Origin of the sequence: Bacillus sp. FJAT-28004, assembly GCF_001280845.1 — a bacterium.
GTDB lineage: Bacteria > Bacillota > Bacilli > Paenibacillales > Paenibacillaceae > Pristimantibacillus.
This window is the reverse complement of record NZ_LGHP01000002.1, coordinates 498312-525210: the sequence shown is the minus strand read 5'-3', so window position 1 is coordinate 525210 and position 26899 is coordinate 498312. Positions and strand designations below refer to the sequence as shown.

Genomic DNA, 26899 nt, shown 5'->3' with positions numbered 1-26899 from the left:
TGCCATGAAGTCAGCATCACCTCCTTTGAGTTCCATGAAATCTAAAACAAAACTTACTTTGCATTTAGCATTGCTAGAATCAAAGTGACTGCTTCAGCTCTCGTGGAAGAGGCATTCGGATTAAATTTGCCATCCCCATTCCCTTTAATTAAGCCGGCTTCTGCAGCTGTTGCTACATATGGTTTTGCCCACACTGGAATCTGATCTGCATCATCAAACGCCAGTATTGCCTTAAGATTTACTTCAAGACCCAGTGCACGAACAGTAATAACTACTAATTCACTTCTGGTTATTTCATGATTTGCACGGAATGTACCATCTTCATATCCCGTAATGTAACCAGCTTTAGCAATTGCTTGAATGAATGGCTGAGCCCATACTGGTGTTTGCTTTTGATCATCAAAACTAAACTCAGCATCGCCAAGTTCCAATTTCAACGCTCTTGCTAACATCGTAGAAAACTCACCACGTGTTACGGTACCATTCGGACGGAAAGTTCCATCTTCATAGCCAGTTACAAAACCAAGTTCAACCGATTTTTCAATAGAAGCCTTTGCCCAATGTTCCGCAAAATCAGTAAGCTTTACTTTTGGAGGTTCAGGACTCGTTGGCTTATTACCATCTCCTGGTTTTGGCGTAGGAGTAGGCTTTGGATCTGGTGAAGGTGTCCATCCACCACCCGGAGAGCTAGCTTCAGTCGTCACCGTTACACTCGGACCATCTACGCCCCAGTTTTCTGCTGCATCACCTGCTTCAATTTTAAAGGTATACGTCGTGTCAGATGAAAGGCCGCTGACTGTATAGCTCGTGATATCACCTGCTAATGTAACTAGTTCGCTTCCGTTCTTGTAAACTTTATAACTTGTTACAGCCGTATCATCCACTGCTGCTTTCCATGAAAGTGTAAGGCTAGTTCTGCCAACATTTGAAGTCTTCAATACTTTATCTATTGTCCATGTTGGTGCAGTTGCGTCTGCTGGTGGTTCTTCCTCAGGAACCTTGGCATCATCGAATGCTTTGACCGCTGCTTGAAGCGCTTCGATCGCTGCTTTCACTTCTTCTTGAGTTGTTGTTGTCTCTACAATGCCTTGTGCTGCTACAATCGCTGCTTTGAATGCGTCTACTGCTGCTTGTGGATATTGTCCTGGTTGATCACCAACTACTGCTTGATCCACTTTTACCTGAGCTGCTGCAATCGCTGCTTCTAGCGCTGTTGTATCCACGACTGGTGATTTAGCACCGTAAGCTTTAAACTCACGGAAACCTCCCCATAGATCCGGGTATCCCATGACAGTTACCTTGATATATTGGGCACCCTTAGCAGTCCAGTTATCTGTTCTGACTTGTTCCGTATTGGTTGAGTTATTCATATGGTCAATCACGGTCGTCCAAGTTGCAGCGTCACTTGAAACCTCGATCTTATACATCATCGCCTTACCGGCTTTTTCAAATATTACTTTTGAACCTGTTAAATCATATTTTTCTCCCAGATTCACCTGCCAGTAGTGTGGATTCTTATCATCAGCCACACACCAACGAGTTGACTCATCCCCATCGTTACCTGCTGATGCTGGATTGTTATTCTGCTGGCTATCTGAAGTAGCAGGTTTGTTTAATACGACATCGTTGGATTCCGGTATAATTACACTTTTCATACCGCGAACTCTTATTTCATCAATCGAAGCAATTCCTTCAGTAAAAGTTACCTTGACATACCTTACTTCTTTATTTGAAACTCTGTCCGTTTTAACCTTGCTGGTTTCTGTATCCGCCGTTCTATCAACTGCAGAAGTCCATACCTTGTGATCACTTGACACTTCAACCTTGTATTTGCTTGCGTTTTCTGCAGCCCATTCCAGCTCGATCTCTGTCAGGTCATACTTGTCTTCTAAGTCTACCGTCCAAGTCCTCATCGGATCTTCATATACAGCCTTCCATGCAGTAGCTATATCACCATCGTTAGCTTTTGAAGCCTCAAAGCCTGCTTGTTCGCTGTTTGCTGCTGCTATCTTGTGGTCAGATACAACCGGTATTGAATCTGCATTTTGGTAAATGTTCATTTCTGCAGCGGAACCGAATCCATTTTTACCAGCCAATACTTCAAATCTCAGGTAATGAGCCGGAGTGGGTTTGAATGTTACTGTATTTGGCGTGGAATCGCTTACAAATATTCCTGTTTCCTTGACCAAGGTGTAATTAACACCATCCATGCTTGTGTAGATGTTGTACTTGGTTACGATACCGTTATCTCCACCTGACTGTCTTGGAATATATTTAAGCTTATATACATCATATATTTGTCCTAAGTTGAAATCCAAGGTGTGAGGAGGCGTATTTCCACCATTCCACTTTGTATGCCAGATCGTATCTATGTCTCCATCTATGACATTTCCTGCTTTATTATCCTCGTCTTCCGTTTCTTCACTTGAAGCAGTTACCGTCATACCACTTAAAGGAATCATTTCAGGATCAGCTACTATTGATATATTTACACCCTCACTCCATTCACTGGAACCAGCAAAGTTCTTGGATCTAACCTGTACTGTATGAGTGGATCCAGCAAGTAACCCTGTTTCTGAAAATGGGCTTGTAGCATTGCTTATGATATTATTGTCAATTTTGATATCATACTGTAATGCTCCGGATACAGCATCCCATGCGATATCAATCGTTGGGCTGTTTGGTGAATCCACTTGAACATGAGCTGGAGCTGTTGCAATCTCCGGATAGTCACCAGAACCAAACATAAACCAGTTTAGCTTGCATATTTCCGTATCAGCGCCGTTAAACACTAAGAATATTTTTTGCTTACCTGTAACTTCTTTTGTAAGCTCTGCTTTAGCATTTACATACGCATTCAATTCACTTGTATTTGGAATTTGTAGTATGGCTATCGTTTCGGCCGGATTGCCTTCTGCATCAGCCAGTTTAACCTCAATCGTGCCGCTAGGTTTGTTGCTGGCTATTCTTGCGTTAAACCATTTTGCCTCTCCATTACCAAAATCAACTTGGTCATAACGCAGCCAATCGCCATTCTTGATATTAGCCATACTTTGGTCGTATCCGCTGTTTACATCATCATTTGTCCACTCTGTTTTAGCGTTAATCGTAAGATTTTTATCTGTAACATAGTTTTGATCATCATAACGTTCAGCATCAATTTTCTTATCTACACGAAATAAATTCCCTTGATTTTCAGTCGTTGTCAGTTCAAATGAATCAACATCAATATATCCGCCAAGGGCTTTTGTTGCATAATTGAAAATACCAAATCTCATACCCACGTATGTCCCATAACGCATTTCATATCTTCCGCCTAATCTGGTAAAGTTGACTCCGTCGAGGCTGTATGAGAACTCCGTTCGATATTCAAATCTCGGGGTTTCAGCTCTAAACCAGATATTCGTTGTACCTTCTGGAAGATCAATAGATGCCTCTTCTGTCCATAAGTCCTGAACAACGATTCTCTTCTGTCCATCTTCATTCTTGATTCCAATGAAGTTCGAATCTTTTTGTATGACAGATAATCCTGCCTGATCACCGTCAGCCATATGGCTTATATCCATCTGTACAGTTCCTATACTGTCCGGACCAATGATTCTCTGCGTAAGTGTATTTCTTGCATATGCTAAAGAATTTATTACACTAGATGTTCTAAGTCTTATATATCCTGGTCTTTCAGTAAGACTCCACTTTTCATTGTCGGGATTGTGATTCCACTGCCATTGTAGACCTAACTCACTGCTACTAAAATCATCTGATGTTTCTGGTGCCCTTGGCTCCGTTGTACCCAAACCTGGTATATTAGGCTTCTTTAAAGTAACAACCGCTTTTTCTCCATCCAGTTCTCCTATATATGGCCATTCATCTTTCCAGTACACTGGCTGCAATGTTGGAACACGTCCCAGCTTTCCTCGATCCTGGAATATGACCGACCACCATTCTGATTCCTTTCCCTCACCCTGAGGAACATCTACAATACCACCTTGGTGTATACCATTGCCTGTAAAATTCATAAAGCTTGTCATGATATCCTTTACTTCATAAGGACCATTAGCCAAGTCTTTTGTTCTGATCGCTATTTCCTTCTTTGAACCTTTAGCCCAGGTCGGCGTACTTAGGATGTAATAGTATTCTCCAATTTTATATACATGTGATCCTTCATTATAATAACCACCCTTATAATCGTAGATCATCTTTCCATTTCGTGATGCTCCAGGCTCTCTCTTAGAAATAATAGAAAGTTCACCTGTTTCTTCATTCACAGTCTTCAACTCACTTAGGTATAGTCGACCTTGACCATGTACAACGTATACCTTTCCATTATCATCAAAAAATAGTCCGGGATCGTATAGCTCATCTTCTAACTTGTAAATCGTCCAAGGACCCTTTGCGTTATTTGCAATACTCACGTATGCTGCATCTCTATTAATGTTGTACATCAAGTAGAATTTACCGTTATGGTACCTTAAGCTGGTTGCCCATGGACCTTCGTCGTAAGCAGTCAGTCCATTCTTTAGGTCGTACATGTCTCCTTCCATTCTGTTCACAGCATAACTCTCATATGTCCAATTCACTAAATCTTTGGAACTCATGATTGGACTTCCGGGAAATAGGTGCATACTCGTTGATGACATATAATAGGTGTCACCCACCCTGATTACGTCATTATCCGGATAATCTCCCCACATTATTGGATTTGTGTATGTACCATTTCCATTGTCTGCAGCCCTCGCATAAGGTGTAAAATTGACAAACATGGCAATTAGAATTACCAGCACCATTGCTTTTTGTCTGGAACTGAACATTTTCAAACTCCCTCCTTCGGTTTAGTATCTCGAATACCATGATCTAACATATCGTTTAACCGCTTTCATAAAGATCGATGAATAAATCGAATGATTTATGTTTACATCTTACTCTACCGCCATGGATAGGTTAATGACGATAATTTGGATTTCATGATAAATTTTACGGTAAGCGCAAAAGAAAAACCCCCTCCACCGCACTCGTACCTCATGAAGTCAAAAAGCTTCATTCGAGTATGTGCTTGAAGGGGATTTATTCTTCTGAAATATAAGTATAGCGATTCTTCTCTAACTTATTTAAGCTTGTTTAACATGCCTAAAATCAATGTGATTGCCTCAGCTCTCGTTGTTGAACCGTTAGGATTGAATTTGCCATCCCCGTTCCCTTTAACCAGACCTGCTTCCATAGCAGCTGCAACATAGGGTCTAGCCCATGCCGGAACCTGCTCCGCATCATTAAATGTCAGTTCTGCATTAGAATCCACTTCAAGACCTAATGCACGAACAATAATAACGACGAATTCAGATCGTGTTATTTCATTTTTCGCATGGAATGTACCATCTTCGTATCCTGAAATGTAACCTGCTTTAGCAATTGCTTGAATGAATGGCTGAGCCCATACTGGTGTTTCATCTTTATCATCAAAACTAAACTCCGTATCATTAGGCTCCAATTTCAGTGCTCTAGCTAACATCACAGCAAACTCACCACGTGTTACAGTGCGATTCGGTCTGAAAGTCCCATCATCATATCCTCTTACAAAACCTAGCTCTACAGATTTTTTAATTGAAGCATTAGCCCAATGATCCACAATGTCCGTAAACTCTACTATTGGCACAACCGGCTCTGTTGGTTCAATAGGCTTAGGCGTTGGTGTTGGATCTGGTGTTGGCGTCCAGCCACCACCCGAAGAGTCAGCTTCTGTCGTTATCCTTACGCTTGGACCATCCACACTCCAGTTTCTTGCTTCATCGCCTGCTTCGACTTTAAAGGTGTAGGCCTTGTCAGATAATAAACCTGTAACGTTGTAGCTAACCATATCTCCTGCTAATGTAGCCAGTACATGACCATCTTTGTAAACCTTGTAGCCGGTTACAGCAGTATCATCACTAGCCGCTGTCCATGTAAGCTTAAGGCTCGTTTTGCCAACATTTGAAGCTGATAATTTAGCATCTTTTGACCATGTTGGTGCAGTTGTATCTGTTGTTGCCGCTGTTTCTAAGTTAAAATCAAGTGTTGTTGTTTTATCTGCTATTACATCACCATTTTTACTTTGCTCTGTATAGCCATTCTTGCTAGCTTTTACAGTATAGTCTGTACCAACTGGTACATTCGCAATAAAATAGATTCCTTCTAATGACGTTGTGGCAGTGTATACAGATCCACTTACCGTCAGACTTACTTTAGCACCTTCTACAGGAGTGTCTTGCCCAGTTGTCACTGTTCCTGCAATGGTTCCTGCCTTCGTTGGTACGGTTACGTCATAGATGAATTTTGCATCTGCCCAGTCAACATGAGTATTATACCTTGCTTCAGGATTGTCAGGATTATTATTCCATTCAGCAACAAGCTTAATCTGCTTAGCTTCAGTGATGTCAAGATCAATAAATTCACAGTTGTCATCTCTCATCTTTACTGGGCTTGTATAGATTAACTCATCATCTTTAAATACTTTAAATATAGCTTCCCCACCCATTTTAGGAGCTTTCTTGTCAATTCCTACATAGGCTTGAAATCTTGTATACCCACGTCCATCTACATGATAAACAACTTCTGAATTTGTATCTGATGATAATCCTTTCGTAAAGGTCTGAACTCCTGCTGCCGTGTTTAATTCTAGGTAGGAACCACCATACTGTGGCTCATCCTTAAGAACATCATTATAATCACTGTGTGCTGAAGCCCATTCCAGATCACTTGCATAGTCAAAATCTTTCAACTCTGGTTCTTCATAATCCCGTCCATATAATATCATTTCCGCCATACCTACTCTGAACCCGCCGCCAGCAGTGATGTCCTTAATCGTTACGCGAACATAATTCATGTTGTCATACGGCTTAGCAAATCTTTCTGGTGTGAAATGCTGTCCACCTACGTAACGATTATCGAGTGCCTTTTGCCATGTTTCACCATCCGTAGATACTTCTAAATCATACGTGTACCAGTTACTGTCCTTTTCCCAGAAAATACGGCTTCCAAGGATGGATTGAGGTTTATTGAATTTTACTGTCACGGACTGAGGAAGAGTTAATTCCTTGGATAACCAACCTGTTCCTATCGTAGTTACACCATCTCTAAGCTTATCCGTCCCCCTCTCAGCTTCACTTTCTGAAGATGATGTAATGGATTCAATTTTCGCATCTGTAATCATGTCACCTGGTTCTTCATTTTCTGAAGGTATGATCTTAAACTCAAATAAAGATGCCCAAGCTCCATTTGTTATACGATCTACAATAGTTAATCTTACATATCTTCCTTTTGTTTCAACAAGCTTTGTTTCTTCAGATCCATTAGGCGTCGTGTTTAATGTATTATCAATAATTTTTTTCCAGTTTGTCCCATCTTCTGATACTTCAATATAATACTTATAAACATTTGTACTACTCTCCCACATCACCTGAAAACCAGCCAAAGTGCTGCTATTTTGTAAATCAACCTGTATCCACTGCGGTAAGGATGATCCATTTGCACACCATCTTGTACCTTCGTCATTATCTACTGCATGCTTTGCAAAGTTACCTGATTGTTCAGAAGAACTTGTAACAGGTTTACCAACTGCAATATTTTTATATGTCTGTTCTGTGGTTTCTAGCTTGTCAACGCCACCAATCCATGGTGTATGCTGACCGTCAGGGACAAACTGACCTTCATAGGGTACTGTACTAACGGTTTTTACTCCTGCATTTAATCCTTCTGCTGCAGCATGAATGTTTATAATTCCACTGACGTCAGCAGTTCTTACAAATGCAAAACCTATACCACCTTCAACACTTTGTTCTTCAATACTAATTCTTTCAATATTTTTTCCAACGAGTCCCCCTTCACCTGATACAGAAATTTTAATCTTACCGTCGTAGTTTGGTACGACAGTTCCATTTGCATCAACGACTTTGAAGTATACGGGGATTAAATCCGAACCATCTGCTACGGGCATGATTCCTCTGTCACGTACTTCAATTTCTATTCCAGCAGCTTGACCTGGTGTATTAACGGTATGCGTTTTCACAACATTTCCATCTAAAATAGCTTCTGCTCTAAGCTCTCCAGCTGCAAACTGATCTAAAGTAAATATAAATATTGGGCTGCCGCCTTTTTTAGCTATGTTCGGAACAGATTTCAGGGCCTCTTCCCTTGTAATCTCTTTAACCAATTCATTATTCTGATAGAGCTTCACACTATCGCAGTTACTGAATACGTTAATATTTAGGCTTGATGTTGGAGAATATGTGCTTGCTATAAACACCATTGGTCCATGAACAGAATTTCTAGCCGATTGCATGGACTGGAACCAGTAGTAGTCATATTTTTCGTATCTGTCGATATCTACTGTTCCACTTCCCAATGTCTTCGTTGTTGATCCGCGTGCGTAGTCATTCCAGCTCCATAAGAAGTATCCACCTATTCTGTCATTTGCATCTAGGCCACCCCAGTCAGAGTAACCATCTCCATTTAAATATCTCTGACGCGTCAAAATCTGAGTCATCATAGCGTCTTCGCCTTCTTTTCTCAGCGCCTTGCTAGATTCTTCAAAATCACCCCATTCACGAGTGAAAAATGGCTTGTTGGGATCAAAATCAGTCCATTTGCTTGGGTCTTCTTCCCAATTCGTATCCACGACTTTGTAGTTCACATCATAAAAAGATCCCTGAAGTCCATGGTCTGCTGCTGTATACATCTGATTGCCAGGATATTCTGCATGAGCAATCTCAGTAACCTCTTTTGCCCAAGCTGCTGAATAGCCCGTCTCATTAAGTGATGTTTCCCATAGGATGACGGACGGTCTATTTCTGTCACGTCGGATCATTTCCCGTGTATCTCTCAATGTGAGATCATAGAATTTTTGACTTTTTGTGAAGTTCTGCCAGCCAGGCTGACATTCAATAACTAATAACCCTAATTCATCAGCTGCATCTAAAAAGGCCGGATCATTGGGATAATGCGTAGCACGAACAGCATTAAATCCATTTTCCTTGATTTGCATTGCATCACGATACTGCATCGAGTTAGGGGCTGCATCTCCAATATTCTGGTATGCCTGATGACGGTTTGCTCCGCGTAAAAATAATCTTTCCCCATTGATATAGAAACCATCTGCCTTGTACTCTATTGTTCTGATCCCTATCTTTGTAGTTACAGAATCAACTAAAGTTGACCCATTGTATACTTCACTAACTAAAGAATAAAGATAAGGTGTATCTGGATGCCATAAATTTGGATTAGTTATCGTTACATCCTGATTAAACTGCTTATCTCCATCTGCTGGTATACTTGCAGCATCAGCTTCACCCTGAGCAACGATATTTCCTCCCTTGTCCACAATCTTACTTACAACCTTCGTATCTGCTGATGTATTATTCTTGTTTACGACATGCGTTTTTACATTCACCTTTGCAGAAGTTTTTCTCACTTCTGGATAAGTCACAAAAACTCCACCACTAGCTGTTTTATTAGCCTGTAATGTATCCGAGATATGTAAATTGTTTGTAATTATCATGGTTACATCTCTGTAGATCCCACCGTAGTAATGGAAATCGAGATTGGCTACTGGCTTTCCTGGCGGTGTATCTGGACTATCATTGCTAGATACCTTTACGGCTAAAACATTAGTTTCACCAAATTTCACTTTATCTGTAATATCTACAGAGAATCCGACATAACCACCATTACGCGTATAAATTTTTTCCCCATTTAAATAGATTTCACTGTCTGTCATTACACCTTCAAAGTCAATATTGATTGTATTTCCTTTGTACATCTCGTCAACCGTAAAATAACGTCTGTACCAACCTATTCCTTGATATACTGCTTTTCCACCATTAGCATGCTTCTTCTCTAGTCTCATGGTGTGTGGAATCGTAATATTGGCAAATGCTTGATCATCATAATCTATTGCCTCTGGACCTGCTAATTCACCTCTGTAGAATCCCCAGTCGCTATTAAAATTCAATACTGTTCTACCATTGGTGTTCTCAGTGGTCTGAACTGTATTATCGCTCTGTGCATATACAACTGGATTTGAATATTCCGTTCCTAATATAAATGAGAAGATTACAAGCCATAAAGTTATTTTCTTCATCGTACACCTCTGTCAAATTATTATATAAGCTTCAGGAATGAAGATGCTGCTGCAGATAAGTTAATGCTTTTTCGATGGGTGATTAGCCATGCATTTTGCCCTGTGTTAAGTAGAAACGGATACCATCCTTTGAGACGGTATCCGTTTTTGTTTGCTGCCCAACTGTTATCCTTCTTAACTTTTCACTGCACCTGCAACGATCCCTTTGAAAATATACTTTGAAAATACAAGGTAAATCAAGAGTGTCGGCAGCATGACCAAGATAATTGCAGAACTGAGATAATCCCAACTTCCAAACTTGGAACTGCTGAAATACATCAAGGTCGTCGTCAACGTTCTAAGACTACTTGAAGGCATGTACAAATACGGAACATACATATCGTTCATCACATCAACCGCTTTAATAATAGCTAGTGTTGCCGTTGCCGGCAGCAGAAGTGGGAAGATCATTTTAAAGAAAACTTTAAAGTATGAGCATCCATCCAGCATTGCACTCTCATCCAATTCTTTGGGAATACCCTTGATGAACTGTGTGAAAATGTAGAGTTGAATCAAATTCGCTGCTGCATAAATCACAATTGGAGCCCAAATCGTATCATAAAGTCCAAGATTTTTAATGACTGTAAACCGTGAAATTTCAGTAATCATACTGGGCATGATCATACCGGCTACAAAGAGACCGAGAATGATCTTCTTCAAGCGAAAATCAAATCGATTTATCGCATAGGCTGTCATTGTTCCTAATAAAGAATTAATGACAACACTGACTGCAACCAGGAACATCGAATTACCGAATCCCTGTAGAAACTTCCCTTTCTCCAATACAACTTGGAAGTTATCAAAATCAAATCTTGTAGGCGGCTTTAGCGAAAATTCAGAGCCTATCTCCATCGAAGTTTTAAAGGAAGCGAATAACGTGATGAGTAAGGGGATGAAGATTATCAGACAAATCGCAATTAGCATGAGATACACAGGGACCTTCTTCACTATACTTCCTAATCGAGGCGTCATTCCTCATCAACTCCCTTCAAGTTGAACAGCCTTTTCTGTACACCATTCAGGACAATAATGAGAACTAACATCGTAATCCCCATCGCTGAAGCCATACCGAAGTTGTTAAATTTAAAGGCTGTCTCCAAGGTATATAATGTGAATGTACTACTCGCATGACCCGGGCCGCCCTGTGTCATAATATAGGGAATATCGAACACTTGTAGTGCGCCAACAACATTTAAGAACAAAAGAACCTCCAGCACCTTTTTCACCCCAGGAACGATAATATACCAGAAACTCTGGATGCTGTTCGCGCCATCGATTTCAGCAGCTTCGAATTGATCCTGAGGAATGGATTGCAAGCCCGCTAGGAATAAGATGACATGGAAGCCTGAGAATCGCCAAATCGATACAAAAACCAAGCTAATGTTAACAATGGATTCATTCGTGAGCCAGTTCTGTATGAGCGAATCTAGCCCCAACACTTCAAGAATGCCATTTAACCCGCCATTAATGGGGCTATAAAAGAAAGCAAACATATACGAAATAGCAACCCCATTAATAATGTAAGGCATGAATACGGTTGCCTTAAAAAACTTGCTGGCACGAATCTTACTGTCCAATACAACCGCAATCGCTAATTCAAGCGGAATCATAATCAAATGAAAGATGAAATAGATTCCGTTATTGCGAAGGGACAGCCATACATCTGATGAATCGGTAAACATCTTTATGAAATTATCGAAACCAATGTAAACTTGCTTCGCATCCATTCCATTCCAATCGGTAAAACTTAATCGAACAAGTTCGAACAACGGGTACAGCACGAACATTAAAAGCAGCAATACAGGAATAAACAAAAAGCTGAATAACAGTATGTTTCTTTGTAATGAAACCGTTTTCATTTTCTACCCCTCCAACCCTTTATATACAAGGAAAGTGGCTAAACTTAACGGTAGCCACCTTCCCTTCATTACTCAACTTTCGAATTGCGTTTTATTTTAATTTGGAACGGGCATCTTTCCAGCTATCATTCTTTGCCTGCATCATCTTATCGAAATTCTTCCCTGCCATCATATCCTGACCCATTTTCTTCACATCGAACTTAATCGCTGATTCAATTTTCTTATAATTCTCACTGCCGCCTTTATAAAGCACATAATTCAGATTTGATACATCAAAAGCACCATTGAACATTGAGCCTAGATCAATCTTAATATCCTTCATCGTCGATTGAAGCTGAGCTTCGCCCAAATATTTAGAGTACCATGCCTCACTGAAGAACCAGTTAATGAATTCTTTCGCTTCTTCTGGATGCTTCGAAGTTTTCGGAATCGTAAAGAACGTATCTACCATCGAAATAGTATTAAACGGATCACTCTCGGAATCACGAACCGGTAACAAGAAGGCACCTATATCATTGATATCCACATCTTTCATCGACTTCAAATCACTGCCGAACCATTGACCAAGCGCAATTATCGCCGCTTGCTTGGAACCAAACATCAGCTTGGATTGGTCAAAGCCAACACCGAGGGGATCAGGACCCATCAATTGACCATCATATAGTTCCTGAATTTTCACATAAGCATCATAGAAGGCCTGGCCTTTCGTAAAAGGTTCATCCATCGTTGCCATCGTAGTCCAGTAATTCCCATCACCTGCTACAAGAGAAGGCATAAATTCGTTGAAAGGATAATTCGGCCAAGCGTCTTTACCGCCCATCGCAATCGGAATATATTTGCCGCCGTCTTTAATCTTTTTAGCAGCCGTTACGAACTCTCCCCAAGTCTTTGGAATCTCAATTCCATACTCCTGGAAAATACTCTTCCGATACCAGACAAACTCATTGAATTGGCTTTCCGGAATGCCAAGAATATGATCATTCACCTTGAAATCAGCTGCAAATAAATTGTTCTTGGCTGCATCTAAATCATCAAGCGGTAGAATATTGTCCTTGAAATTAACCAGCCATACCGATTTCAGCGGCATAATGTCCGGTAATTCCTTAGCTGCATTACGGATCTTCATCGTATTTTCATACTCTGTATCCTTTAATAGTTCCAATTCAATGGTGACATTGGGATGTTCCTTTTTGTATTCGTTTACAAGATCCAGCTTCGTAAATAAATCCTCCGTAATCGTTGACCATATCGGGATTTTTAATGTAACAGGATCCTTCTCTTCTATTTTCTGCTCCTGCTGCGTATCGGACTGAACGGATTGCCCCTTAGCAGTGCCTGGATCCCCTTTCGATGTACAAGCTGATAACAATGGTATCATGAAGGCTGAGATCATGATCAAACTTAGCATGCGTGTAATACGTGGTCTAACATTAAACATATAACATTCCCCCTATACTTATTTGAGCAGGCTATAACCCCTCTGCTGTTTATATAATAGCCTTTACGATAAGAGGTCTGAATGATAAAACTTTCGAAATCATGATATAGTTTTGGTTACATTGAAACCGATTTCATGAATTGATTTGGACTTACGCCGGTTGTCTTCTTAAAAACCCGGCTAAAGTGCTCCGTATTTGCATACCCAGTACGCTCTGCAATCTCATATATTTTGAGATAAGGCTCCTTCTTCATGCTTTCCATTGCCTTTTCCATGCGTATTTTGGTTACGAATTCTTTAAACGTCTCGCCTACCGCCTTTGAGAACAACGTGCTGAAATGACTTTCACTTAAATGCACGATTTCACTTACTTTTCCAAGTGTAATTTCCTCATCGTAATGCTCCACAATATAAGCTTGCGCAATGGCTACAACCCGATTCATCTGACCCGCCTTCTTATCGATCTCTTGAAGAAGCTGCTGAGCCAAACTGGAAATCCTGGCTTGCAAACGATCAGCGGTGTCAATCTGCCAAGCCATTTGATATACGTCCTCTATCTTGTTCATTTCCTTGTTATTTACAAAACCGTTATCATACATGAATTTCACTAATATCATTAAGAGTTCCGTATAGCGGGCACGCAGTACTTCATTTCCCAAGGAGGCAGAACGCTTTATCCGTGTAAACATATGGTCTAGTTCTTGCAGCACCGATTGCTCGTTGCCCTCCCTCAAAGCATCCAGCAAGGCTTGCTCTTTTCCGATCAAGGTCTCTCCCGACTGCTTCAGGAAATGGTTAGCCTCCTCAGGGTAAATAATCCTATGTTTATTAATAACAAAGCCCAAATCAGCATTCTTTCGAGCTTGAAGGTAAAACGCCGGGATGTGCTTCAACTCTTCACACAGCTCACTTACGCCGATCGTAACTTGAATATTGATGTATTCCTTCAGTACAAATATGATTTGATCCATGATCTCCGAAATACTATGTCGGACTAACATTAAACTACTCGTTTGAAACGATAACAGCACCACGTACTCATGCGGATTACAGCTGATGACTTCACCTGTTCCTACCTCTGTTAGCACCTGATCAATAGACTTTACAACGGAACTTACAAACTCTCCAATAGACGAACCATACCGCTCCTGCACCTCAGCAAAGCCCTCTACTCTAATCATTGAAACTGTAATGTTTGTCCATTCCAATCTCATGTTCGAATCCTCCAGAATAGAAGGTTCCAACTGAGGACTCACGCCAACTTCAAGCCATTCTCGGATGGTTTGCTGTTTCAACCGTATCCGTTCACCATGAAAGATTTCTCTCGACTGTTTTGACATTGTCTGTTCAACTTCATAGTCATGCTTAATTCTACTCATGAGTTCCAGTACAAGATTAGGTTCCATCTCCGATTTAAGAATATAGTCATTTATCCCCTTCTTAAATGCCTTCCTGACAAATTCAAAATCATCGTACGCACTTAAAATGACAACATGTGGTGAAGTTCCATTCAACTGATTAAGCTCATCAATAAGCTCTAAACCATCCATTACAGGCATCTTCAAATCCGTAATCACAATGTCAATCTCACGATTTTCCTTAATATACTGAAGTGCTTGATAACCATTACTCGCTTCATAAGCAATCCGAAATCCGTTCGTTTCCCAGTCAATCAGAGTAGTTAATGCCAATCTCATAATCGTCTCGTCTTCTACGATCATCACATTCATCATACGGCTCGTCCTCTCAATGAAGTATCATGTTCATAACCTTGGAAGCAGAATTGTAACGATGGTCCCTCGACCTAACTTGCTATCAATTTGCAGACCATAGGGATGACTAAAATTAAGCTCAATTCGTTGTAACACATTATTTACGCCTATCCCGCTAAAATTTCCACGCTGGAATTTCTCACCCTGCTGCAGCAATCCCCTAACTTGCTCGTCTGACATTCCTCTCCCATAGTCCGTGATGGTAAAGCTCACGCCAAGCTCATGTCGAATCGCCTTCACCTCAATCAGTTCGTTCATATTCTGTTGATCAAGCCCATGGAAAATGGCATTCTCCAAAATCGGTTGAAGCAGCATTTTGGGCATGCCGTAATCCAAAAGCGTATCATCAATATTAAATTTGATATTAAGCTTGCCTCCATAACGAACCTGCATGATATGAACGTATGACTCTAGTATTTTGATCTCCTGACCGATCGGTGCTAGCGAGTTTGGCGCCCGAAATACATGGGTCAGAAGGGCTGATAGGCTTTCAATAATTTTACGAATATTGTCTGTCTTGGCGATCATGGCCATAAGTCGAACGGAATTCAATGTATTCGATAAGAAGTGTGGATTAATTTGTGACTGCAGAGCTTCGATTTCAGCCTGGCTGCGTGCTCGTTCCTTCACATCACGTTCTTGAATAAGATCTCTGATTTGAGAAACCATGCGATTAAAGGAATGGCCCAACCGTCTAATCTCACCTCTTCCGTCTGCCTTGACCTCAGTCAGAAAATCACCTTTCTCCACCTGTCTCATTGCTCTAATGAGATGCTGCAACGGTCTAAGCATGTCTTGAAAAAACCAAAGTAGAAATACGATAAACAACCCAAAACTAGCGGACAGAAAAACAATGGATAGCTTCAAGAACTGGTTTGCATCCTTCGTAACCACACTTTTGTCTAAAATATTGACGATGTTCCAATCTGTCTTCTCGAACGAGTACAGCTTAATAAGCTTATTCTCTCCATTTATTTTAATAAAGGAGTAATCATTATCACGATCATGCGATGGCTCCTTTATCATCTTGGATAGTTCCGTCATGATTCTTGGATCTAGCTTATTATGATTATTCTGGTTCACAATTCGATTTCCGTTTCGATCAATAATAAATTGTTGAATTTCAGGATTCGTATGTTTGAAATCAGGAAGAGTGGCGTGAGTCGTCAAATAAATCATTTCAACCTCAGTCTCCAACGATTGATCCGGTTGAAGTAAAAAGGTAAACATATCCTGTTTATCTGAAGTAATACCGTTCAAGCTATCCACGATGACTGTTGTTCCATTACTGCTCCTCAGCGCCTCTTGATACCATGGCAGACTGCGAATGGAAGAATCGGTAACCGTTGGAGGATTCTTGAAATAATAGTAACCTCCATCCTTAAATGTAAAAATAACGCTGGCAATCTCATTGCTATAATTCGCAATACTATTTAAGTATGCATCGATCTCACGTGCGAGTTGAATTTTGTCTACAGAAGTCGAACTTCTGCTCCACGCTGAGGCAGCATCTAATATGATGTGGTCATTCACATTAGCGATTGTCGCGATTGTAAGTGAGGCTCGTTTCAGCTCAGCGTTCATATTGTTAGATGCGATATCCAGCTGCTGAACAACTTGATCAACGGACCTCTGAATTAATGATGTTGAATAATACTTATAAAATATGGTGATAAACAGGATGAATGGAACAATGATAATCAATAAAAAAGATCTAATAAAATGTCTCGTAATCCCTTTATCTCTATGCCTGAACATAGATACCCTCCAAACTAAATCAATTGTAAGACAGTGCTTCTTCATGTGGAAACTGTTCTTTTCGCTTCGTATATTTCTCGATCTGTTTGTAAAACGATTCAATTAGATTAGTAGAATAGATGCTTCTCTAGACGGATTTCGACAAGCTGTAATAAGTTAAGATATTTGGATTATGACATAAGGATTTGACCGCCTTTGGATTAGTCGATCTTCACTTGTCACAGAAGGCATCTGGAGCTGCTTTACCCAATTGCTTGTCTTCTGTTCGGTACACAGCTTTGAAGTCTTCACAAATGATTGCACGATCAGATCAGATACACGTACTTTTTGGGCTATATTACGTGCTATATACACACAAGTCAACTGCAATAGAAAAATACCCAAAAATGATACTTAAATTTCCCCCATGAAGTGCAAGGTAAAAGCCCCCCGAAAAGGCGGCAAAAAGCTTAAGCAGCATTATCTCACCCACTGATGCATTCGCAGGATGACAAGATGCACGGAGTATCGGGAGACATTAAGCAAAAGGGCTCGGACCCGTTCCGTTAAAAAATTCGACCTCCACCCCTTAGTTAATGACGAAGGAATGAAAGGGCTTAGACACGCCCCGACATGGGAGGTGAAATCCTGCGAATTCATGAGTCTGAGTGAGTAAACTGAATCATATCGAGGGAGCTTAATAAAATGAGTAAGCAAAAAACCTCCCCGCAGCACCCTGCAGAGAGGTTTACCTCTAATAAAATATCTTCTCATCCCGCTTTTCCTTAAGTATTTCCACCGCTTCACGAAACCGCAGCGAATGTATAATCTCCCGCTCCTGCAGAAACTTCAAACTGTCTGCAGACACATCGTCCGTCATATCAATCAGCCACTGATACGTCGCCCTAGCCTTCTCCTCCGCCGCAATATCCTCATACAGGTCCGCAATCGGATCACCTTTGGCTTGAATGTAAGCAGCTGTAAACGGTACGCCACCTGCGTTCTCATAAAACAATGCGCTGTCATGAGCCACATAATGAGCACCGAGCCCAGCTGCCTTTAGATGCTCAGGCGTCGCATCCTTGGTTAGCTTATGGTGCGAAGCTGCTGCGCCATAGGAATCTCAGAAAGCAGTGCTTCGATGTCCTGTTCAATCTGTTCAAGCATGGTGGTAACACGCTCATATTCTTCAATGAGCCGTTTTAAATCAGCCTTAGCTTCTTCTAAAGCAGTTTGATCTCCCACACTACGTTTGAGCTGCGCGGCCTTTTCTATCCCCGCAATACCCCCAGCGCGCTGCATATGGATTCGCCAAGCATTGATGATGTCCTGTACAGTATACGTCTCCAAATCTCGAGGGCAAGGGAATATCTTGAGGGTCGCCAATGATCGCTTACAGATCCAATCTTTGAATACGGATGGATACTCAGGAAAGCGAATGTCCAGCCAGCGTATGATTCGATTCTGCAGGCGTACACTGTTCGACACCCAGAATTCGCGATCACTCATCATCGTCCGTAATCGTTGAAACACAACCGATTGACGCGTGTACTCGTAGTAGATGCCCCGACTGACAGAGTCTGCGATGACAAGAGCATCTTGGGATCATTTTTTGATGGACTGTTATCCCGGTTTTCTTTGTTTCTCTTGGTCGTAGCAGAGTTAACCATAACCACGTGTAATCCCTTATCTGCTAATCAGTTGGCCAGGTTAAACCAGTAATGTCCGGTTGGCTCCATGCCGATGATGAGCTTCTTTAATCGATGTTTCTGCAGTAACTCCGTCATCCAGCGGTTCAATTTTTCAAAGCCTTCCATGCTATTTGAGAATGAGAGATGTCGTTTGGAAACCACGATCCCTCGGAAATTCGTTGCTTGTGCGACATGCGTTTCTTTAGCCATGTCGATCCCTACGACGAGATGCGAGGTGGTAATTCGTTCAATCCGTTGATTTTGTGCGTCTGATTGCTTAAACTTCATAGTAAGAGCGTCTCCTTGATGGTATATTCGACAAACCCATCATACCGAGGCGCTCCCTTTTTTACAAAGCCCATTTCTTAGGATCAACAGCAGTTGATGAGATAGAAAAATCCAGCCCAATTTGGAGCTATAGTTATGCTCATTCATCGTTTTTTAGTGATTTTATACCCTCGGGAAGTGGCGATGGTCCATGGTATGTAAGGACAGTACGGGAAAGTTATCATGGGCTAAGCGTTTATATCTTAATTACTGGAATCGTGCTATACTGGCTTCTATTCTCAATTTGGTCCATAAAAAGCTTACGTCAAAAAAGTGAATTTAAATTTAGATGGGTGCTTGTCTTCGTTTTGTTAAACTTCCTTGGATACATAATCTTCTTAAAAAAATATAATCGAAAACAAATTACTTACTGAAAACTGTGACCCACAACGGGTCATTTTTTGTTATCCCAACTTCCACGTTAACCTGCCCTGCCAGTTAGCACAACGAGGCTGCCGATCTATGCCGGCAGCCTCATCCTTGTGATTGTTAAGCTATCGTTACCCGTTAGCTCAACGAGTTATATGTTAGTAAAGTTTGTAAATTTTGTATACTTTGAAAATCATTCAGAAACTTCACACACTCACTTTCTATTGCTTATTTGGAATACAGTAACGGGAAAAACTCATTATCGAACTTCTGTCCAAATTGCGGACGTGGCCCGAGCAATCGAACATTATCATGCCGTGCTCTGCCCTCTTTGTAAAAGGTATCTCCAGGCATTAGATGAGCAACAACCGATAACCGAGGCTGATCTGTAAAATTTGTTGACGATCCATGGAAGGTTAGCGCATGGTGGAAGCTCGCTTGTCCAGCTTTTAGTATACAAGGCTCCTCAATCCAATCACGCGTTGCAAAACGTTGCTTCAGCTTTACCATATCCTGATCGAAGAATGTATCACTTCCCTCGACTGCACCCCACTTATGTGAACCCAAGATCGTCATCATGCCGCCATTATTCAGATTTGTATCCTGCAATGCAATCCAAACGGTCACCATATTCGTTGTGCTGCTTGATCGCCAATAACCGTAATCTTGATGCCATCCCACATTTCCAGCTGTTGTTTCTTGCCCTGAAGTACCTGGCTTGTAGATCACTTGATCATGCCATAGACGAATCTCGTCCTCGTTCAGCAGCTTCGCAGCCATTTCTCCTAAATTCGGATCAGTGACAACACTCCGAACTTCATCGTTAATCCACCAGCCATTATCGAATTTACGAAGAGCATGCGGATTCTCCGAAAGTTTGAAGGCATGCAATGGCATCCCAGCCCCATCATAATCTTTCTTCCATACGCGCTCATGCGCTCCGCGAAGTTGCTCGATTGTCTCGTCATCCAGTAATTTCGGGCTGATCCAATAACCGTCTTGATCAAATCTCTCTTTATCAGCTGCCGTGATGTTATAAGGAATAACTCCCATGATGGACACCTCATCTTTTCTTAGTCAAAGTGGCTTACTTCTTTTATTGTAGACCACAAGATGAGGATTGACTTCCCAAAGCCTATCAAATAGGATTAGAAACATAGGAGATCATTAGAAACGAGAAGGACCGTGACTATGGTAAAAATACAGACGGAAACATCACGATGGGTGTATGAGTTTTCAGAGTCAAATCAGCTTGCCCATTTGCCTGAATTAATAATGCTGGGATATGACCGCTTTCAAGAAGCCTCTCCCCTCGTCATTCACAAGCATGAACGATCGTACGAGTTTGTATTCGTGGACAGCGGAAAAGTCACATGGGAGGTAGACGGTCAATTAATTACTTCCCACACCGGACAGATCTTTCACACCCGACCTGGAGAATGGCATCGTGCACGTTTTAATTTCATCGAACCCTGCAGAATTTGGTGGATGATACTATTAGATCCCTCAGAGCATGTCGGCTGGCTAAACTTACCAGATGAAGAGCGTATGGAGATTCATAACCAACTACAAAAGTTACCGAGAATCATACCTGTGGATATCCGTGTTCGTGAACCCTTCACCAAGCTAAGAGACATCATTGAGCATTACGAGCCACTCGCCTCCTGCCGAATTCGTCATTATGTACTCGATATCATTTTGCAAATGCTGAACCCATCCTCTAACCGTCAAATCTCATTTGATCTCCAAAAGGCTATGTTTACTTTGACCGAAACCCTTCAGGCAGCGCCAGAAAAGAGATGGACTAATAAAGACCTGGCTAATCAAATCGGAGTAAGTGAATCCCATTTCTATCGATTGTTTCACCTTATGTATGGACAGTCACCTGCTAATTATATGGATCGGCTACGAATTGAACTTGCCTGTCAGTTACTCCTTCAGAAAGAAATCAGCGTCACAACAGTTGCAATGGATTTAGGTTATAAGACTAGTCAGCATTTTTCCACTGTATTCAAAAAGTATATGGGTCTGTCACCTTCGCAGTGGCGAAGGTGATTTCAGTTTAATAAGTACTCCAAAAAAGCAGCGCTTAAATAAACTATGCTGCCCGTTAGCGGGGAAAAGGCAGCCTCTTGATCTCGGCTGCCTTCACTGGTGTTTTATTATGCTATAGTTCTGCGTTAGTGCAATTCCTTATACACAAGAATGAATTAGTAATCTTTAATTAGACGCAGTCCCCAATCATAAGTGTCAATTACCTTTTTATCTTCTAATTCAAAAATTAGGTTGGTAGGACGTCCTCCAGTAACAATTATTTGTTTAATCGCTGTACTTTCGTATTTATCTTGACCATCGGAACTGCGATCTTATTTTCTTGAATGTTTTCTGAATGGGGATATATAAAAATGTAAGAATGATTAAGTAAAGGATGTTTCTTTTCCTAACGACCAAAATACTGATCAACAACAATGATTACTGGCTCTCCATCCTTTTTTGCTTTAAACGATGGAAATCGATCTTCGGAATTAGGTTGTAACTTACCAAAAAGGATTTTGGGAATTTATAAAAAAATACCATTGTACAAAAATCGAAGATGGGGGGTTCAAACTTGGTTCCTCTCTGACCTCTTTTACGTCGAAGTACCTTGACATCAGATTGCTATATAGTATTATAAAAAATAATTGAATATGTTGAATTTTCTTATCAAGAGTAGGTGGAGGGACTAGCCCGATGAAACCCGGCAACCGACAAACCTTTGTTACCAAAGGAATGCACGGTGCTAATTCTTGCAGAAAAGCTGTACTAAGCGAATCTGGGAGATAAGAGCGAGGATATGACTTTGAATTCTTATGACCTTTCTCTGATTCCAGAGAAGGTCATTTTTGTTTTCATGTACTAACTAAACATGTGTAAAGGTGTGATAAGGATGCCGATCACGATTCCTAACAATGAAACTGCCGAGTATCACCAAGATATTCATCCCCTTCGTATTGCTTTGCTAAATTTGAAAAAATCAGCGATTGGTCTTTCTTTTGAAAGTTCGCAGCAGTGTAAGATTACCCGAATAGAATGTTTTCGATTTGACAGTAAACATACAGAAAAGCTGCAACTTGGACATGGAACAGATGATATCTGCGGGCTAATTGCTATCTCCACAAATACAGGAGCAGTTGGCTTAAGGGAATTTGAGATCCCCTGTAACTGCCTGAGGTCTGATTTGACTATGTGGGCTGCTCCTTTCCAGCGAATTAAAGGTCTGACCTTGACGGAAAGTATGAATTATTCTCAATTAAAGCAAGAGGCATGGGGACCCGTGAGATTTGAATTAATTGAGTCCGCAATAATGGATATAATTAAAAAAAATGAATTAGCATTAATAAACAACAAGGATCAAAGATACTTCTACTTCTGGGATCGGGCATACATATTTAACCATACGCAAACGTACATCTCTTTTTAAGAGATTAACAATCCTACCCGTAAGCGGAACAAAGAGCTGCAACCCGACTTCTCTAAAGCAGACCGACGGCCCGAAGATTCCGAGTGTCTGCTTTGGGGCTGAATTACAAAAATAGTTTGTTCAATCAAGCTAACGTTCCCCGTTAGCTTAATCGTTCATTTTATTTTTTCTTCTTATTTCTCGATTTCTATTTATTATTTCTTTTACTGAATCTGATTTAGAAAGCCTGTTTTTAATATCCTTCAATAAGAAAATAATAATTAGTAACAAACCAATTATAATAAAACTCATTTTCTACGTACCTTCCTTCAATAGTGATTTCATCTGGGGCTTATTCATTATTAAAAGTACTCGTTAAGTTAATTAAACTATACTGCCCGTTTGCTTAATAACATAAGTAGGCAAAAAAACCTCCCCGCAGCACCCTGCAGAGAGGTTCCCCCTAATAAAATATCTTCTCATCCCGCTTTTCCTTAAGGATCTCAACCGCCTCACGAAACCGTAGCGAATGTATAATCTCCCTCTCCCGCAGAAACTTCAAACTGTCCTGTAGATCCACGTCATCCGTCATGTCAATGAGCCACTGATACGTCGCCCTAGCCTTCTCCTCCGCCGCTATATCCTCATACAGATCCGCAATCGGATCACCTTTGGCTTGAATGTAAGCAGCTGTAAACGGTACGCCGCCTGCGTTCTCATAAAACAATGCGCTGTCATGAGCCACATAATGAGCACCGAGCCCAGCTGCCTTTAGCTGCTCAGGCGTCGCATCCTTGGTCAGCTTGTAGATCATTGTGGCAATCATTTCCAAATGCGCGAATTCCTCAGTTCCTATATCTGTAAGCAATCCAATGACTTTGTCCGGAATCGTGTAACGTTGATTCAAATAACGAAGTGCTGCTGCAAGCTCACCGTCCGCACCGCCATATTGCTCCATTAGAAACTTAGCCATCATAGGATCGCATTTGCTTACGCGAACGGGGTATTGCAGTTTTTTCTCATAAACCCACATGTACGGTGCCTCCTCTAATTTGCTTACTAGCCAAATCCACTATTATACCTGCCAAGGCCATGGTGTATCATTCCATGACCATGGGTCGCTTGAATAGCTTTGACCGAAGTGTTTTAAGGGTCCGTACTTTGACTCATACTGTTGTACAATGGGCTGCCTTAGCTTTGCGAACTGATTGTATTGTTGAATAGCATTTGAATCTGTAGGATGAGTATCCAAATATAAATTTAACTCCACCAATACGAAATCCACCGCTTGCAAATCATGCAGCAACTTGTAATACTCTTCATTCAGTATGATAGCCACCGTCAATCACCTTCTTCCTGTCTGGCGTTTTTCGAGTCATATGTGCTATACAACATGGGCCAGAGGGTACCATACTTCAATGCTTCATGAGCTGAAAACTGAGGTAAATTAGGCGGTTGAAAGGTGACAAATAATTGTGGCGGTGTACTGAAGCTTTTCACTTTTATTGGTGGGCAGGGATCTAACGGACTAATAAAAGGCTTATAATAACGCACCTGATTATTCACGCAGATGTCTCCTCTCGGTATGCTCTTCAAACAAGTATATGTAAAAAGACTTGGTCATCATGTCTGTACATTCATTGAATGAACCTGTACCGGTACACTTCACACATTTCTATATTGTTCTCTAGATCTTTCTCGTTTAGGATGTGTTAAAGACACAAATTAAAGAAACTCAAACAACGATGTTTGAGCATTAGAGGTGAATAGTAATGGATCAGTTGACGAAAGAAGAAATTAAAGCTTATTTAAGTAGACTCGGAATCTCAGAAATTCAGGAGCCTACTGAGGCATATCTATTTGAGCTTCATAGGGCCCATGTGAAAATTTTTTCTTGGCAAACCATAGATATTTTTGCAGGTAAGCCAGCAGGAATCCACTTCAAAGAATCCGTTCCACTCCTTATAAATGGAAGAAGCGGCTATTGTTTTCACTTGAATGGCGCATTTAGCCAGCTTCTGCGTTCATTAGGCTACAAGGTTTCATTGCACCGAGCTGGCGTACAGCCACTAGGTGCCGAGCCTCGTGTCAACTCGTTTCATCTGGGACTAACGGTTAGCTTGCTGAGCGAAGACCAAGAAGAAGAAAAGTGGATTATTGATGTTGGACTAGGCGATATGCCTTTCGAGCCTCTACCGCTTCTTTCTGGAATATATAACCAAGCACCATTTATTTATAAAGTAACAGAATCTCTTGTTGTTCCGAATGGATGGCGCTTAAAGCATGATCCATCCGCGTCATTTGTTGGCGTTGATTATGATTCTACCATTTTGCCGGATATGGAAGAGTTTCAGTCCAAGCATGAGCATTACAGCCGCTCTCCGGAATCACCATGGATAAATATGTTCTTAATTAGAAATAGACATGCCGGAGGAAGTAATGAAATCCGAGGCTGCGTTTGGAATGAACGAGGAACTGATGGCATGCGACAGACGGAGTTAGCGAGTCAATCTCAATGGCTCGAAGTGTTAGGCGATGTTTTCGGAGAAAAACTCGTTAACTACAGCCGCCAAGAACGGGATGAACTATGGAAAAGAGTACAACTTGCTAATGAAGAATGGAAAATAGCGAAAGCATCATCATCTTAACATTCCAATCCTTGATTTTTATTAAAAAATGAACCTCAGATAAATCTGAGGTTCATTCATTGTCGGGCTTCATTTGTTATCAGAATGATGACATTTAAAGAAGCTCAAGAGCTTAGACTTCCGCCGTACCGAACCTTTTGGCATTTCTTGCACGGGCACGCTCGATTTCAACCTCTCGATCACGCGGCTCAGCTTGGGTAACCAGGGTGTCCAACAATTTCTGAGCTGCCGCGGCTACCTCCTGAATTGCAATGTTGAACGCTTCCTCATTGGCTTTCGATGGTGACTGATATCCTGATAGCTTTCGAACAAATTGGAGTGAAGCTGCAGCTACTTCCTCTTCTGTTGCTGGAGGATCAAAGTTAAATAACGTTTTAATATTTCGGCACATCACGATCTTCCTTTCAACATCTTTTTTGGCTAAACATGATAAGTTGCACGCAAATACGAGCCTTTTATCCTCGATAATAGCTTCTCTATAGAAACTTTTCAAGCCATAAAAGAATCCAAACGATGTTCCGGATCCAACAAGCGTAAATCATACATCGTGTGTAAAATTCGCCATTCGAATCCCTCTTTGGTACTCCTTCGGCTGCAAGCCTGTTTTTTTCTTAAACATACGAAGGAAACTTGTGTAATCGTTGAATCCGCAGCGCATGCAAGCTTCCAGTACCCCCATTCCCTCCGACAAATATTTCTTTGCCAGCGCTATCCGCTTAGACACGATATATTCATGGACAGTACTTCCCGTATACTGCTTGAATTGCCGAAGCAAATAGTATTTATTGATAAAGAAACGACGTTCCAACTCATTTAATGACAAATTCTCATGTAAATGCAGCTCAATAAAATCGAGTATCGGAGTTAATTTGTGATGAAGATCCATCTCATTGCTTGTATGCTTCTGATTGTGATAAAGATCGTTAATCGTAATTAGCAGCTCCATCATGCAGGTTAACTTCAATACGGCTGCGCCTCCCGATCGGCTTCGGTCAAGGCTTTCATATTTCATAAACAGCTCAATGAGCTGTGAGGTTTCTTTTGGCGTAAGCGATAGTTTATTCCGTTCCCCTTGTGGACGATTATAAAAGCATGCTAATGGATCGTAGGCCGCAGTGGCAAATGCTTTAACTATCATCGGATCAAATTCAATTGTTATTCTTTCATACCTTTCACTAGAAGAAAACGAGGGCTTATGGATTTCATGCTCGTTGGTAATAATCAGATCCCCATATTGCAGCGGATACACGGCCTTCTCTACGAAATAACGCACGTCTCCATGAATAAGAAAGTAGATCTCACAGCCTGCATGCAGATGAAAATCAATATTTTGCACGGCCTTCGTCACATGCATATATTTAACAACATCGTCTATCCGATCCAAATACCGCTCTACCAACAACCACGCCTCCTATTGCTAATTAGCAATAATTCCAACATTTTAAGCAAAAATTACAAAGAAGTCGTCATTTATT

18 protein-coding genes, 1 pseudogene and 1 riboswitch are annotated in these 26899 nt (G+C 41.1%); of the genes and pseudogenes, 3 read left to right on the top strand and 16 right to left on the bottom strand.

Annotated elements, in window-relative coordinates; genetic code table 11:
- Positions 1-53 precede the first annotated feature (53 nt).
- The 11 genes and pseudogenes from AC787_RS24395 to AC787_RS24350 form a co-directional block, all read right to left on the bottom strand.
- Positions 54-4808, bottom strand: coding sequence for a discoidin domain-containing protein (locus tag AC787_RS24395; RefSeq protein WP_054027569.1), 4755 nt, complete (start codon positions 4806-4808; stop codon positions 54-56).
- Positions 4809-5101: 293 nt separating this feature from the next.
- The gene (locus tag AC787_RS24390) at positions 5102-10105 is read right to left on the bottom strand and encodes a glycoside hydrolase family 2 (RefSeq protein WP_054027568.1); all 5004 of its coding nucleotides are present in this window, start codon (positions 10103-10105) and stop codon (positions 5102-5104) included.
- A 174-nt stretch (positions 10106-10279) separates the two neighbouring features.
- A complete protein-coding gene (locus tag AC787_RS24385) occupies positions 10280-11116 on the bottom strand; it encodes a carbohydrate ABC transporter permease (RefSeq protein ID WP_063847668.1) in 837 nt (278 codons plus the stop codon).
- Complete coding sequence (locus AC787_RS24380; protein WP_054027567.1) at positions 11113-12003, bottom strand: carbohydrate ABC transporter permease; 891 nt, start codon at positions 12001-12003, stop codon at positions 11113-11115. The genes AC787_RS24385 and AC787_RS24380 overlap by 4 nt, the downstream gene beginning before the upstream one ends.
- 91 nt (positions 12004-12094) lie before the next feature.
- Entirely contained in the window at positions 12095-13441 is a 1347-nt protein-coding gene (locus tag AC787_RS24375) for an ABC transporter substrate-binding protein (protein WP_054027566.1), read from the bottom strand.
- Positions 13442-13557: 116 nt separating this feature from the next.
- Entirely contained in the window at positions 13558-15174 is a 1617-nt protein-coding gene (locus tag AC787_RS24370) for a response regulator (RefSeq protein WP_054027565.1), read from the bottom strand.
- A gap of 30 nt (positions 15175-15204) precedes the next feature.
- Positions 15205-16971 (bottom strand): sensor histidine kinase, encoded by a 1767-nt coding sequence (locus AC787_RS24365; RefSeq protein WP_054027564.1) that lies wholly within the window; start codon positions 16969-16971, stop codon positions 15205-15207.
- A gap of 733 nt (positions 16972-17704) precedes the next feature.
- Positions 17705-18046: pseudogene (locus tag AC787_RS24360) on the bottom strand (manganese catalase family protein); the annotation flags it as partial.
- The gene (locus AC787_RS34900) at positions 18037-18462 is read right to left on the bottom strand and encodes a hypothetical protein (protein ID WP_235561106.1); all 426 of its coding nucleotides are present in this window, start codon (positions 18460-18462) and stop codon (positions 18037-18039) included. The gene AC787_RS34900 and the pseudogene AC787_RS24360, both read right to left, overlap by 10 nt.
- Positions 18463-18647: 185 nt before the next feature.
- A complete protein-coding gene (locus AC787_RS34895) occupies positions 18648-18929 on the bottom strand; it encodes an IS110 family transposase (RefSeq protein WP_235561105.1) in 282 nt (93 codons plus the stop codon).
- 636 nt (positions 18930-19565) lie between these two features.
- The gene (locus AC787_RS24350) at positions 19566-20390 is read right to left on the bottom strand and encodes a phytanoyl-CoA dioxygenase family protein (RefSeq protein ID WP_054027563.1); all 825 of its coding nucleotides are present in this window, start codon (positions 20388-20390) and stop codon (positions 19566-19568) included.
- A 138-nt stretch (positions 20391-20528) separates the two neighbouring features.
- Here AC787_RS24350 and AC787_RS24345 point away from each other — a divergent pair, with 138 nt between their 5' ends.
- Complete coding sequence (locus AC787_RS24345) at positions 20529-21392, top strand: helix-turn-helix transcriptional regulator (protein ID WP_054027562.1); 864 nt, start codon at positions 20529-20531, stop codon at positions 21390-21392.
- 642 nt (positions 21393-22034) lie between these two features.
- Positions 22035-22163, top strand: a riboswitch (SAM riboswitch).
- A 100-nt stretch (positions 22164-22263) separates the two neighbouring features.
- Positions 22264-22797: a hypothetical protein gene (locus AC787_RS24340; protein WP_054027561.1), complete on the top strand. Its 534-nt coding sequence runs from the start codon at positions 22264-22266 to the stop codon at positions 22795-22797.
- 442 nt (positions 22798-23239) lie between these two features.
- Here the strand turns inward: AC787_RS24340 and AC787_RS24335 are convergent, their stop codons facing one another.
- The 3 genes from AC787_RS24335 to AC787_RS24325 are packed head-to-tail and all read right to left on the bottom strand — an operon-like array spanning position 23240 to position 24342.
- Complete coding sequence (locus AC787_RS24335; protein ID WP_054027560.1) at positions 23240-23809, bottom strand: manganese catalase family protein; 570 nt, start codon at positions 23807-23809, stop codon at positions 23240-23242.
- A gap of 42 nt (positions 23810-23851) precedes the next feature.
- Positions 23852-24115 (bottom strand): spore coat protein CotJB, encoded by a 264-nt coding sequence (locus AC787_RS24330; protein WP_152970740.1) that lies wholly within the window; start codon positions 24113-24115, stop codon positions 23852-23854.
- 2 nt (positions 24116-24117) lie between these two features.
- The gene (locus AC787_RS24325) at positions 24118-24342 is read right to left on the bottom strand and encodes a spore coat associated protein CotJA (protein ID WP_054027559.1); all 225 of its coding nucleotides are present in this window, start codon (positions 24340-24342) and stop codon (positions 24118-24120) included.
- A gap of 206 nt (positions 24343-24548) precedes the next feature.
- On the opposite strand from AC787_RS24325, the gene AC787_RS24320 reads away from it, so the two are divergent.
- Positions 24549-25424 carry an arylamine N-acetyltransferase family protein gene (locus AC787_RS24320; protein ID WP_054027558.1) on the top strand — a complete coding sequence of 292 codons (876 nt, stop codon included), beginning with the start codon at positions 24549-24551 and terminating at the stop codon, positions 25422-25424.
- A gap of 112 nt (positions 25425-25536) precedes the next feature.
- Here AC787_RS24320 and AC787_RS24315 read toward each other — a convergent pair whose 3' ends face one another.
- Positions 25537-25815: a DUF2277 domain-containing protein gene (locus AC787_RS24315; RefSeq protein WP_054027557.1), complete on the bottom strand. Its 279-nt coding sequence runs from the start codon at positions 25813-25815 to the stop codon at positions 25537-25539.
- A gap of 147 nt (positions 25816-25962) precedes the next feature.
- Positions 25963-26823: an AraC family transcriptional regulator gene (locus AC787_RS24310; protein ID WP_054027556.1), complete on the bottom strand. Its 861-nt coding sequence runs from the start codon at positions 26821-26823 to the stop codon at positions 25963-25965.
- Between the last annotated feature and the right edge of the window lie 76 nt (positions 26824-26899).